The organism is Neobacillus sp. WH10, from assembly GCF_030123405.1.
GTDB lineage: Bacteria > Bacillota > Bacilli > Bacillales > Cytobacillaceae > Neobacillus.
Window position 1 is genome coordinate 201,992 of the sequence record NZ_CP126110.1, and the last position, 13,727, is coordinate 215,718.

Annotated in this window: 10 protein-coding genes and 1 pseudogene; all 11 read left to right on the forward strand. The window is 33.6% G+C overall.

The window, feature by feature from the left end:
• Positions 1–2 precede the first annotated feature (2 nt).
• The 11 genes and pseudogenes from QNH20_RS01085 to QNH20_RS01130 all read left to right on the forward strand — a co-directional run bounded on the left by QNH20_RS01085 (position 3) and on the right by QNH20_RS01130 (position 12,852).
• Positions 3–1,955 (forward strand): TnsD family Tn7-like transposition protein, encoded by a 1,953-nt coding sequence (locus QNH20_RS01085; protein ID WP_283921113.1) that lies wholly within the window; start codon positions 3–5, stop codon positions 1,953–1,955.
• Positions 1,956–2,162: 207 nt separating this feature from the next.
• Positions 2,163–2,365 (forward strand): annotated as a pseudogene (locus QNH20_RS01090) (helix-turn-helix domain-containing protein).
• A gap of 298 nt (positions 2,366–2,663) precedes the next feature.
• Positions 2,664–6,305, forward strand: a complete 3,642-nt coding sequence (locus tag QNH20_RS01095) for a hypothetical protein (RefSeq protein WP_283921114.1) — start codon at positions 2,664–2,666, stop codon at positions 6,303–6,305.
• 16 nt (positions 6,306–6,321) lie between these two features.
• Positions 6,322–6,567 (forward strand): hypothetical protein, encoded by a 246-nt coding sequence (locus QNH20_RS26920; RefSeq protein WP_349632697.1) that lies wholly within the window; start codon positions 6,322–6,324, stop codon positions 6,565–6,567.
• On the forward strand, positions 6,549–7,157 hold the full coding sequence (locus QNH20_RS01100; RefSeq protein ID WP_349632698.1) for a hypothetical protein: 609 nt from the start codon (positions 6,549–6,551) through the stop codon (positions 7,155–7,157). The genes QNH20_RS26920 and QNH20_RS01100 overlap by 19 nt, the downstream gene beginning before the upstream one ends.
• Before the next feature lie 195 nt (positions 7,158–7,352).
• Positions 7,353–7,970 (forward strand): DUF8426 domain-containing protein, encoded by a 618-nt coding sequence (locus tag QNH20_RS01105; RefSeq protein WP_283921115.1) that lies wholly within the window; start codon positions 7,353–7,355, stop codon positions 7,968–7,970.
• A 59-nt stretch (positions 7,971–8,029) separates the two neighbouring features.
• Positions 8,030–8,458 carry a DUF8426 domain-containing protein gene (locus tag QNH20_RS01110; protein ID WP_283921116.1) on the forward strand — a complete coding sequence of 143 codons (429 nt, stop codon included), beginning with the start codon at positions 8,030–8,032 and terminating at the stop codon, positions 8,456–8,458.
• Between the two features lie 73 nt (positions 8,459–8,531).
• Positions 8,532–9,263 carry a hypothetical protein gene (locus QNH20_RS01115; protein ID WP_283921117.1) on the forward strand — a complete coding sequence of 244 codons (732 nt, stop codon included), beginning with the start codon at positions 8,532–8,534 and terminating at the stop codon, positions 9,261–9,263.
• A gap of 1,140 nt (positions 9,264–10,403) precedes the next feature.
• Complete coding sequence (locus QNH20_RS01120; protein ID WP_283921118.1) at positions 10,404–11,243, forward strand: CPBP family intramembrane glutamic endopeptidase; 840 nt, start codon at positions 10,404–10,406, stop codon at positions 11,241–11,243.
• A gap of 434 nt (positions 11,244–11,677) precedes the next feature.
• A complete protein-coding gene (locus QNH20_RS01125; protein ID WP_283921119.1) occupies positions 11,678–11,881 on the forward strand; it encodes a hypothetical protein in 204 nt (67 codons plus the stop codon).
• 422 nt (positions 11,882–12,303) lie between these two features.
• Entirely contained in the window at positions 12,304–12,852 is a 549-nt protein-coding gene (locus tag QNH20_RS01130; protein ID WP_283921120.1) for a GNAT family N-acetyltransferase, read from the forward strand.
• The last annotated feature ends 875 nt before the right edge of the window (positions 12,853–13,727 follow it).

Genomic DNA, 13,727 nt, shown 5'->3' on the forward strand with positions numbered 1-13,727 from the left:
AAATGGGTAAGAATGGGGAGAAAAAGATCGGAGTAAAGGTAATGATTTTCTTCCCTAATCTATACAAAGATGAATTACTATTTAGTGTGTTAGCAAGATATTACCAATATTCAGGTGATGAAAACAAAAAACACTTTATGTTCGATTTATTTGATTCTTCTACAACTTGTGCAACAACAATATTTCCTGCAAATCTAGAAAAACTATGTGAAAACCTCCCATTTTCCAATGCATATTCCTCCGATTATTTTATAAACAATCATACCCTCCTTCCTTACTATTCCCCTTTTATGACTAATGATCGTGAAAATAAACTCAGATTAATTATGAAAAATGAAGACGGAACAAATATATTTATGAGCTCTGGAAGAGCTGCAAGTACTGTTAAAAATGAAAAAAAATTAAAGTATTGCTTATTGTGTGTTGATGAAGAAAAAGAAACCAAAGGTGAGTGTTACTGGCATAGAACACATCAGATTGAGGGAGTAAAAGTTTGTCCAATTCATAAGACCTGGCTTATTGAATCATCGAATCCATTCACTGAAAGAAAGCATAAACAAGAATTTATATCTTTAGAAGATAGTATCAGGAATTCTGATTTAATCAGTATTGATACCAATCTTGAGATAGAGTTTGAGAATTTTCTATATGTTGCAGAACAAACGGATTACTTGCTAAACAATAGGATCGAGCCACTAGGTTTGGAGAATTTAAGAAATTTTTATATATCTAAATTGAATAAGCAACAATTATTAACTTTAGAAGGCAGAGTTCGGTGGAAGCAGTTGATTCCAAAGTTTAATGAGTACTATGGAAAACAGTTATTAGATACTCTAGAAAGTTTTATTCATCCTGATGAAATTGAAATTGATACATGGTTACATAAGTTACTTAGAAAACCAAGGGTAAGTTGTCATCCCTTAAGACACATTTTGTTGTTGGGATTTCTAGGAGAAACTATCTCATCAATGGTTAGTCAAATCGATTCAATATCATATAAGCCCTTTGGGGACGGCCCTTGGATTTGCCTAAATAAAGCTGCAGAACATTACCAAAAACCTATCCTAACTTCATGTGTAATTTCTAGGGATTATAAATCAGGCCTTCCTATTGGAACATTTTCTTGTTCATGTGGATTTGTTTTTTCTAGAAAAGGGCCAGATAAAACAAATGAAGACAGATATAGGATTGGGCGGATAATAGAATTTGGTAGAGTATGGGAAGATAAGTTAGCTGAGTTGGAGCAAAAAAAATTATCTTTGCGGAAGATGGCAAAACTGTTAGGCGTGGATCCAAAGACAATAAAAAGAAGATTAATCAGACGAGTTGATGAACAAATAAATATAACCCCAAATGATAATACCATTAAAATTAAAAACTATAGAAGAGAATGGACGATACTTCTTAAAAATAACGTAGGTAAAACTATTACAGAATTAAGAGCAATAAGTCCAAAACTGTACACCTGGCTATACCGTAATGATGGAGAGTGGTTAAAAGACAATTATCCATCGAGTGAACAAAGGAATAAACCATTAAATGGCCTCGTAAGAGTGGATTGGAAAAAACGGGATGAAGAAATAGCAATGAAAGTAGAATCCATTGTTTATACCATTCTATCTGAAAAAAATAATCTAACTAGAGTAACCAAAAATGAAATAGGTCGAAGACTAGGTAAGTTGGCGTGGTTTCTAAAATATTTAGATCAGCTCCCTAAAACACTGGTAATTGTCAATAAAAGTATAGAAACGGTGGAACAATTTCAGATAAGAAGAATCAAGAATGTAGTCAGGGAGTTAAGAAAAACTAATGCATCGATTAAAGAATGGAAAGTAATTCGTGCAGCAGGATTAAAAAAAGAATTTGCACAGAGTTTAAAAAAGGTAATTACCAATGAACTACTTAGTTACCCAATAAAAGAAGAGAATTCGTATGTAGAGGATATTAGAGAATAATATCCTTTGCTTTTTTTTATGGACTTGGGCAATTCCCTTTGATCATAATTTAAGACTCATTTTCGTGCTGAATAACATCTTTATAGAATTTTAAGGGAATAGTTGAATTTAACGCCTTGCACTATTGTGAGTTTTTCTCCGTTATTCGTTTGGTTGTGTGCTACAATATAATTGTATTTATTTTACATAGCTATTGGAGGACTTTGTATGATTATAAGCTATGATAAATTGTGGAAACTCTGATTGACAAGAAAATGAATAAAACGGAGTTGAAGGAACAGGCTGGGATTACATACAATATATTAGCTCGCCTTGGGAAATGCCAACCTGTAAATCTAGAAAGCTTATATAAAATTTGCAAGTGTCTCGACTGCAATATTGGAGACATTATTGAGTTTGAAATAGAGTAAGCGATAGATGCAATAAACAGAAATAATACTAACATGGAAGGTGCTTAGAAGAGCGAATATCAAGAGTCAATTTGCCAAAGAAATTACTGATTTTATTAAGGAAAATGAAATTTAACTTACGAGAGCGAATCTTCGAAGATGCGAAGGTTCTTTTTTTGTTTCTTTAAAAAAGAAATAACGTATTGACTCACTAAAACAACTTTTTCTATTATACTGTAAATAGACAATATACCTGAAATTTTGCCAGTATTCTTTTAAATTCTTTCTTAATACTTCTTTATATAGTGGGTGATAAAAGATGTTTGAAAAGTTAAAGGAAACTGTTGAGAAATTTGACTTGCTAAACTTACTGATAACGAATTCAGCATGCCAGATGATGCCTGTCAATGCAAATAAGTTACAGCGTTTTGAAGCAGTGGCTTTTTGCCTTTGTTCTTGTCTATATGAAGACAACAAGCTCGTAATGTCCAAATCACGTATTAAGTCTATTTATAACAGTAATTTGTATGACCTCGAAAAAGTTGCAGTTTATGAAGATCCATTCGAACAAATGTTTACTGAGTCAATTACATTTTACGGTGGCACATATATTGTTTTCCCTGGTATAACGGAGACTGGAACGTTAATAATTAGGCAACTGTTAAAAGCAATTTTTCTTAGTGAAAGGAAATCCGAGTTTGGAGAATTTTACAAGGAGGCATATGATGTTGCCATCTTATTTTTATCTATTAGCAACGCTATGGCAGAAAAAGCGGGGTTGAATTATAGAGAAGAAAGCAAAGTAAAAAATGCTGATATAACAATCCCTCCGTTTGACATAGAAGAAAGATTATTTGATGCGGTTTCATTTGATAAGGAAGAGCTTGCTGAAATTTTAAGCAAAAACGGTGTCGATATTGGTGTGCTTGATGATTTTATAGTCAATTTTGGTGACGCAAATATTCATGACTATACGAGTGACAATCATTTTTTGCATCATAAACCCTTTTTACGCTATGGAGACGAAATCATAGTCACCATGCCTTGCAACCTATTAGGTACGCTTAGGCATTCTATAATAAGCCTGGCAAATGAATTTGGATTTAGCAATGAATTGAACTTTAAGTTTCAAGAAACGCTGTGGAACACAACCATTAGATGCCTAAGTATGATGAACATAGAGACTAAGACACAGTCTCAGTTCGTATTGGAAAAGAGTGTTCCTGAATATAGAGAAGGACTTTTTTCAATAGATAGCGATAAAGTAATGTATGTTCAATTACATACAGATAACTTTGCAGATTATGATGCCAATGTAGTTTATGGCATGAAAGAAATGCTTAAAGGCGAATTTGAGAAAAGGGCTTTAGAACTGAAAAGTCATATACTGGAGGAACATAAAGGCATAAAAACCGTATTTTTTTTATTATTACTCCAGCCAGCAGGTCGAGCAATGGGGTTAGGGATAAACCAACTTGCTGACGAAATACACCTGATGATGTCATTAAATGATTTAGAAGTTGTATCGTTAATGGAAGGTGGAGACCCATTACTTTTATATAAATTTGCAAAAGCAAAAAAACGAGTGGAATCTAAAATCTACTCCTTGGGTTTTTTAGATACATACAGTTTATACAAATTTAATGATAAGAGTTTTTATTTTTCTGATGAAGAACAACCGACAATGTATTATTTTTCAGTAGGAGAAGGCAGAGAAGTTATAGAGGAAATGCATAGAATGGTGCGACCTCATGGTGTCCCTGTTCCAAATGGTAAGAAAATTATTGAAGTAGTCTCCATGCATAGTGACGAAACCATACCTATTTACTTGCCAGCAAGCCTCATTAAAAACAGGATTATGCTACTTGTAGAGGGAGATACATGGAACATTTGGGTTACAAGTAAACAAATTCATCCGATTGCTTTTCAAATGGTGGATCTGGTTGCGTATTGGATTTGGCAATTCTCCCATGAGCTTAACCAAATTATTAGACATAAGGGCCTAATTGAAATAGAGATCAACTTAGACCAGTTAGAGAATTGGACACTGCATAATTTGGAAACGCACGATAAGGAATTAGAAAGCGATCCAATTTCCTATAGGATTTTAAGTAATGTTATTCAAATGAATATTAGCAACAGCTTCCAAAGGGAATTGGAAGGACATACGAATAAAGGGGAACGTGTTTTAGTAAAAAAAGTTTTACTGGCATTAGAGGAGTTAAACAAAAATCGCATTTTACCTTCTTTGAATAAGGTTATAGAAGATATAGCTCCTATTGGAGTAAAGAAGAAACTATTGGTTTTTAATCAAAATAATGTTTCGGTATTACTTGAACCAGGAAATTTTCCTCAGTTAAGATATATTGATTCAGCAGATGAAAACATGATTTTAGATGATATAGGTGAGTGGTTGAAAAACGAGAAAAAGATTAAAGTTGGAAAGATTACTAACCAAAAACAAGTAATAAATGAGGTGGTTGGATATCTCTTTTCTAAGATTGAAGCAAGCATCCAAAATTTAAAAGAGCCTGAGAATCTTCTTCAAACGATGATGTTATATTATGAAACATTACTATATAAGCGGGAAGAACACAGGATAACAATTCCAACTACATTGCATTGCTTTTCGGATAAAGCAAGCATGGTAAATAAAATTAATGACGATACAAGTAAGTTCAACAAGCCATCGGTCAGTCTTCGTTTTTTAATTGAATATGTTAGTGCTTGTCCACCGAGGAGTGGGAAAGAATATTTCAGTATGGAAGTTATGGATTATTTACTGGCACTATCTTCTCTCTTAATTGAGTGGGCGAATAATAGCGACTTAATTAATTATCAGTTAGCGGATTTGCAAATTTCTATGCTCCCTTCAGGAAGGTTGGGAATAGCACATGAGAATAACTATTTCTCAGCCAGTTCTACTTATTTCAGGCAGTATTCCTCTCAGGTATTGAGTAATGCCATCGATAATTATGAAAGTAACTGGAGGACAAATGGGGATGAAAAAGTCGAAACTGTAGATTTGGATATAGTGCATGCATTTGAAGAGGAGTTTGGGGTGGGATTCTACCCTTTCACCAACTTTATAACAAGTGTTGTAGATTTAGGCCGAGATTTACCTGATGAAGTTAAGAGTATGCCGTATGTCGAATTTGTTGAAGCTATTCAAAAGACGGAGTTAAGTAAGAAGGAAGTCGAGGATATTTTTTCTTTATTAAGTCTTAGAGGAAGAGAAAACTTTTTAAAAGCACCAAAGGGATTTAGGAAGGAGGATATGCTCCCTTGGAAATTCAACAGAGAATTATCGTATTTAAGAAGACCTTTTATCCTTCAAAACGATATGGTTTATTGGAGCAATAGACATTTATTCTACTGTGGACAGCATTTGATTGATTTGTGTGTTGGCGGAAGGTTAAAAGCAAAGAGTGAAAAAATGAAGAATCTGATAAGTAAATATCAAAATATAAGAGGGGAGAAATTTAACAATATTGTAGAAGGGCTGTTTAGTTCCTATGATTTCTTGATTACCAGAGGACAAGTAAAGAAGTTTGGCGGTAAAAGAATTGAAGGGGATAAAGGTGATTTAGGGGATATTGATGTCCTGGTGATTAATCCAAGAACTAAAAGTATTTTTCTTCTTGAATGTAAAGATTTATCGATAGCAAGAAATCCTTATGAGATACATCATGAATTAAATAATTTATTTGTTGGGACAGCAAAGAAGCCTTCCATTGTACAAAAGCATTCAAAAAGAACAATGTGGATTAAAGAAAACATTGATTTGGTCTTGGCGAACTTCAGTCTATCCACAAAAGGCAAGTGGATAGTAAAGCCTCTAATTGTTATTGATGAAGAAATGATATCCCCTTATCTCTATAAAGAGAAGGAAGGTATGAGGGTAATATCGATAAATAAATTAAAGGAAGAATTAGACAGCGGAAAGTTTTTTCGAAAATGATTAGGAAGTGAGTCCGATGCTTTCACTCGAAGAATATATTTCTAAAAGAAAAAGAGAAGACAAAGTGAATGAATTTGATATTGAAGGGCGTGCGGATAATTTAAGGATATGTGTAAATTACGTTTTTGAATATTTTAACCAGTATTTAGACATTGAGAAACTTGAACAGAAAACTTTTCTTAATGACGAAAGGATGGAAAAATTTAAAAAGCAGGTAGATATGTACGGTACAGAGGTTCAAGAATGGCTGGTTACTATATAGATGAATATGAAAAGCAAATCCACCGTTCAATAATCAGTCTTTTGAAGAAAAATGACCTTTTTCTACTGTATAATACCGAAGCTGAGTTCCGAAGTTGTTCTTATGATTGCTATGCTCAATTGATAAAAAAGAATCCATTTTTAAAAGACCAGACAGAGATGTTATTTCTTTTCATCAAAGACTATCACGGTATAGAAAGTCAAAAAAGCATTCATACTCCACCTGTAAATTTGACAGAAGAAATAAATGAGTGGTTAGAGAAAACATGGTCTAAATATAAAGTGAATATTTGGGCGTTCGCTTCAAGTAATATAGAGCTATTTAGCGACGATGATTCTTTGTGGCCAGCTAAGCATAAAATAAAGGGTAAGGATAAGTGGCAACCTTACATCTATGATTACAAACAAAAAACAAATCTTTTCAACCTCAATACGCTATACCCAAGAATTTCGAAAAAGCCATTTATTAAAGGGAAAAAACAGTATCTTGAAGTTATCATGATGTATATTTGGTTACATGACATATGCGGTGATGAAGATAACTATTGGCAAGAGTATTCTGGGAAGGTATTTGAGCATGAAGGGTATTAATTCCTTTGCTGATGAAATGAAACTATGGGAGGTAATAACATATTGGCTTGAAATATATAGAACAATATAGTGTTTTAACAAGATCTTCATTTTTTGATAAATGGGGATCTTTTTTATTGACAGAATTTTAATACAGTTGTATATTCTACTTAGAAGCAACTAAGTAGATATTTAGTTGAAAGAGGAGGGCTTAGCGTGAGGGTTTTTATGTTACGCAGTAAACCACATAACATCGACCGTATCGATCACTTTCTAAAGGAAAATGAAATTGCAATCGGTTGGAGTGAAACAGGGGATTTAACTGGTGCAACAAAAGAAGATATCCGAAGTATTTTAGCGGATTTGGGTTATGAAGGTCAGTCACTATTAACAAATTTAGGTTTGGTAAATTCCTTTATTAACACCATGAAGGAAGGAGATATCGTTTTAATCAGGGAAGGTGATAGAGTCCACATCGGTAAGGTCGGAAGTTATAAGTGGAAGAAAGAATACAAAGAGAAATTCATGACCCATACTCGACCTACGCAGTGGTTAGCACACGTTCCGTTTAATGATCTGAACGCTCAAATTCAGTCATTATTGAAGAACATAAGAACGATTTGCAAGTTCAAAGGGGATTTTGAACAATCTGGATTAGGTAGCTACTTATCAAAAGAGGATTCGGATAAAAAAGAGGCAAAGGATACAAGCGGGGACACCGATTCCCTTTTAAATAATGCTATCGATGTATTGAAGCAACTGATGAATAATGCTGAAGATGAAGCAGTGAGATTAGAGGCAGCAAAAGAGTTACTGAAACATCTAAATAAGTAAGTATTCGCATGTCAACCGTTTGTGTTTAGAGAAACCATTTTGGAGTGAGGAGAAAAAGTATGCCAAATTATTGGGCAATGAAAACATTTAAAGATTGGGCAAACGCATTTCAAAACAATAGTGAAATTGGAATTGATGAACAGGGTGTAGACCAGGATTATACTACTTATGACATTCAAAACCTTCCGTCAGTTTTAAGTAACCCAAGATTGATTAGACGGTTTGATCAATTCTGCAAATGGGCGAAAATAGGGGACTACGTAATTGTTGGTGTTGGGCAAACGACACAATTCAATATGCAGATTATCGGAAGAATTACTGGTGGTTATGAGTTTGATAGCCAGCACAACTTATACAGGCACTTTCGATCAATAGAAATAATGAAAATCTTCAATGATCCTATTCCTGTTGAGAAATGGGGTCAAATGCAAAGGGTTGAACTGGTCGATGCTAACGATTTTATTGATACCCTGGTAAAAAGCATCTGAATAAAGGAATAGTCCCAAAAAACAAAAATGGAAAAACTATTAAGGAAAAGACTGGTTAAAGAGGAGAAATCGTATGGATAAGGTGACTTTTGATGCTGAATTCATAAAGTTTATTAAAGCGGTCAAAAGTGAATTTGATATCAATTTTCAAAAAAAACTTAATGGAATTATTGGAAATTCAATGATAAGAGGAAATAATCCTTCTCTCTCACACATAGTCGAAGATAAGTTTGCAGAGTTTTTATTTACTTTCTACTCAAATAAGAATTATTTGTACTTAATAGACGTAAATCTTTCAACATGTTTTAATGGTGAGGGTAAATCCATAAGACCAGATATAGTTGTTTTAGAAAGAGAAAGCAATGAAATAAAGGCTATTTTCGAGTTGAAAATTGACGATGCAAGAGCTGAAGATGATTGGGTAGCCATGTCTCAGGGGAGATTAGATCGTTTAAAGAAAATAAGTAATAAAAGTGAATTGGGAGAAAAGGGTAACTACATTCATTATAATACAATTAAGGTAAACGATATTGGTGAACCGATAAAAACTCCCTCTGGGAAATACAGCACTCAAAGACACTCAGTGAGATGTTCACCAGATGCAAAAAGTGCTTGTATTACTATGTGTGAAGAAAATAGCAGAAAGATAAAAGATACAAAAATACTTAGAACATCTGGAGATTATGCTATGTATCTTTCTGAGAAGCATTTCAACAATCAAAACCATTCAAAGGAATGTATATTGAGTGATGAAAATTTAAAAGCTAATGAACTCTATGAATTACTCTTAAAAATGAATTTGTAATTGTCACCTTATCGAAAAACATATTTTTTACTATATGTTTTATCTTGTGATTAATGAATATATCAGCCAAAAGAGAAAAGGAATGGGGTAACTTAAATATCTATCTTCTACATCCTTGAAACTTTTTTCTATTGTGTCTCTTCGCATTTTAGTTCTTCCCCATGTAATTCAAGTTCGTACCTGCTGTAATTAAGTTGGTATCGAATCAGAGGGAAAGCGGGAGATAACTATGTAGGTTTTGTAAATTCCAGAAGAATCGGGAGAGTACCGTTGGTACGCATCTCGGTTCTTTTTTTGTTAATTAAACGTTTGATTGAAAGTGGGCAAAGCCCAATATACCAACGATTTGAAGCGAGAGAGAATAGCGGAAGAAGCTATGGGAGCCAAATTAGAATCTGATCCAGCCAGAGCAAAAGCCCGAAGAGAAGCCCGAAAAAATGCCCGAATGCCCCTTCTTTTCCCTTGATCTTTACCTTAACTGCGGAAGAACTTAGTTTCATTTTCACCCCTGTTTTTGTCCTGACCTTCTTTGACGTAATGCCCGAAAAGGGTTTTTTTAGGGAAGAACTTATTTTCAGATGAAAAAGCTGTTAAGTGACAATAAAATTGTTTAATTTACAATAAAGTCGTTTAAAAAATAATAAAGTTGTTTAAAAATCGTCAGTCATGCTATTCAACAAACGGGCCAGATTGTTGAGTATCAAGGGTGGAGCACCGTATCATAAATAAATGAGGTTCTTCGAATATGGAATGGGCCTATTTGGAGACCATGCTAAAAGAAGATTACTATTAAAAGAAATTTTTTAGGAAACTAAAGTAGAAGCTAAATTTTGCTGAAACAAACCTTGACATAATTGTGTTAAGGTTTGTTTTTTTAGGGGACCCATGTTGCAAAAACAGATACGAAAGACTCTTAAACTTTGCGAGACTACACAAAATGTCTGTGGCATATAATCGAACCAAAGTCAGTACAATGGAATAGTTCAAAATAACCTAACAGTGAATGATAAATTTAGAGGAAAATGAGGAATGGAGTTACTGTCCCCAAATTATTTTACTTGGAGGTACCAATAGAATCACTAAAAAACAAGCGTAAAATAGATGTTGGAAGAGCATAAAAAAGTTTAAGGAGATGTTCAAATGGTTAACAAGAAAAGAAATAATCCAAACCTCCATTTGATTATTTTTGTTATTCTTGTACTGCTAAGCGGCTGGATCGGTGTATTACTTGATTCTATTTTGAAAGAACAACCAGAAGGTAATTCTTTAGGTATGGGACTTTGGCTAGTGTTACCTCTTCTAACAGCCATTATACTTAGAATCATTCGTCGCGATTGGAAGGACATGGGGATTAACCCTAATTTCAAAGGTAATATAAAGTGGTATCTTGTTGCATTTGCAATTTATCCTTTCGTTACCATTGTAATTGTTGTGCTCGCATTACTTTTAGGAGTCACGAACCTAGATAATTTTGAAATATCTTCGTTTTTTTCACTTTTAATTATATCGGTTGCAGGGAATTTTATTAAGAACATATTTGAGGAGTTTTCATGGCGAGGATACCTAACACCAAAACTTATTGAGTTAAAGGTCAATGACTGGCTGCTCTACCTTATTTCTGGGCTTGTTTGGGCATTGTGGCATGCTGCGTATTATATGGTGTTTCTTCCAAACGATTATTTTGAATCCATTTCAAGGTTGGGTATGCTATTGTCGGGCTGTGTGCTTATGGTGTGCTGGACGATTATGTATGTTGAAATATTCAGGCTCACGAAGTCTGTTTGGCCATGTGTGTTGATGCATGCAATTGAAGATGCATTTCCTACTGTTTTGGTAACAATCAGTGGCGTTATTACATTTACTAAGAACGGTGACTTTTGGTTGAATCCTGTCAGCGGAGTGGCTGCAACCATATTATTTCTCGGAATTGGACTGTTTCTTAGGTCAATAAGAATAAAAAAAGAGCACTTGGACGTTTAAAAGGAGTGCAGGGAACCGTACCACAAGTAAGGTAATTCAATCTTCAACAATCGGGTGCTTTTCTTTAGTAAGAAGGCGTCTTTTTGATATTCCCCTACACATTAAGGGATTAGGTATTTTTTAGGTAAAAAAAGATTGTGAAGATTTTCACTTAAACTAAATGGGTGCGATACTTTAATAACGAAGGTCGCTTTTTTCTTCTTCAAGTAACTGGCAGGTTACTTGAAGAAGGAATCCATTCAAATTATGTTGAAATGAGTGATGAATTGACTTAATACAGGCTATTAGTTTTGAATTAAAAGTCCATTCCATTTTATCTGTTGGATAAGGCATTTGTCCTTTAAATTCTAAAATTCAAGACAAATACCCAAGAACTTTTACCCAAACATGCATATGCTCTAATGTAAAATGAAATAAGGAGGATGACTGCTTGTATGATTAATGCCTATAATGAGAGGGTTGGTTTAGGTGGACCAGGATCAGGTTTTGGTGTTGCACCAGGACTTGGTTTTGGAGCTCCAGGCTATCCGCATCCGCACCCACACTACCCGTACTACCATCATCACTACCCATACTATCATCACCACTATCCGTACCACCACTATCCGTACCACCATCACCACCACTACCCTTATTAAAATTTGATAATAAACTTGGCGTTCAAATAAAAAGGAACAGAAATTTCTGTGAAACAGGCGTGTTTCTGCAATAGTAGAAACTCCTGTTTCCTTTAGGAATGGTGGAGGTTTGTGCTTCCATGGCTGGAGATTACTTACTCTTTATTTCTATCATAACCTTAGCTGAGTTAGGCTCCTCAGAAAATGCGAAAAACGCTGGAAACAATTAACATATAAGTCGCCGTCTCTTTTTGATTAAATTGCAAAGCAGATTGTGAAGAATTGTACTTAAAGTAACTGGGTGCAATAGTTGAAGATCCAGATGCCAGCAACGGCAGCTTTTCTTCTTGCACTAACTGGCAGTTTAGTGGAAGAAGAAATATCATAATCTCATTATAAATAAGTGTGATAAAATACAAAATAAACCATTCGGAGGGGTTAGAATGTTTATACATAAAATAAACGATGACTTATCGTTAAAATTAATAGAATTAAGAGATGGCGATAGGGTATTTGAATTAACAAATAAATCAAGAGGCTATTTAAGAAAATGGCTACCTTGGTTGGATGTTACAATAAAATTCGAAGATACCATAGAGTTTATCAAAGGATGTTTAAAAGGTTTTGCTGAAAATAAGAGCTTAAATTCAGTTATTTTATTTAAAGGAGAAATTGTTGGAGTTGCAGGCTACAATAACATTAATTGGTCAAATAAAACTGCGTATATTGGTTATTGGCTCGGTGAAGAATTCCAAGGAAATGGAATAATGACCGAGGTGGCTAAAACATTGACCGATTATGCTTTTAATGAGTTGAACCTAAATAAAGTTGAGATTAAAGCTGCTGTTGGAAATAAGAAAAGTAGGAGTATTCCTGAAAAATTAAACTTTGTAAATGAAGGATGTATTAGACAAGCAGAATGGTTATATGACCATTATGTGGACCACGTTATATATGGAATTTTGGCAGAAGAATGGAATAAAAATAGGTAAACCTTCTTCAACTAACGGGTGCGTTAGTTAAAGTACAATTAATCGATTTTAAGGCTGAGGCCATATCATAGTTATTCAATTAAAGGGCGCGATTGTTGAACAAGAATTAAAAGGGTGATACATATTATAAATGACTAATATGTATCACCCTTTATTTTTTATGACTTTTAAATTTAGGTCTTGATAAAACGATTTTTCAAAAAGGATTCTTTTAATTTATCGTAAAACGCCGGTTTGTGAGATATTTTGATCAAACTTTATTTCAAAGCAACAGCTGCTTCATGGATGACTAACGGGGGCTAATGATTAATTGAGCCGTTATAATAAACGTTCATATAAGGTTTTTTTTCAAATTAAACGATTCAAATAAATTTTAGTTACCTACATTGCTCGAACTACTTTTATGAAGCAATAAATTTAGTTACCAATATTAATGTAAATTAAATATGTACACAAAAACCCGTTAATCCTTGATATTAACGGGTTCTCTAGTTACCAACAAATTAATTAAAAATAAAATGAATAAAATAATTAATTTTAGGTATTAAATTATTTTAAATAGTTTCAGGAGCGCTAATTGTTGCCAGAGGGTAGGATTTCTTAACCTAATAGCACCAATTAACATTAAAAAATTTTAGGATAGGCTTTAAAAGAAAATTAAATAAGCATTAAAGAAAAAATTAGATCTAACTCTTAATGCTTATTTATTTTGCCTGTTTTTAAAGTTTTGATGTTAATTGGTGCTATTTATTTTGTTGTTTTTTAGATTATTTAGAAATCAAAACGGCTGATTAATGATAATTATTAACTAATAAAAAATGATAAAGAGAGGAAAACAGTATATGTCAAGCGGGTCAAGAATACAAAAGCGAGAA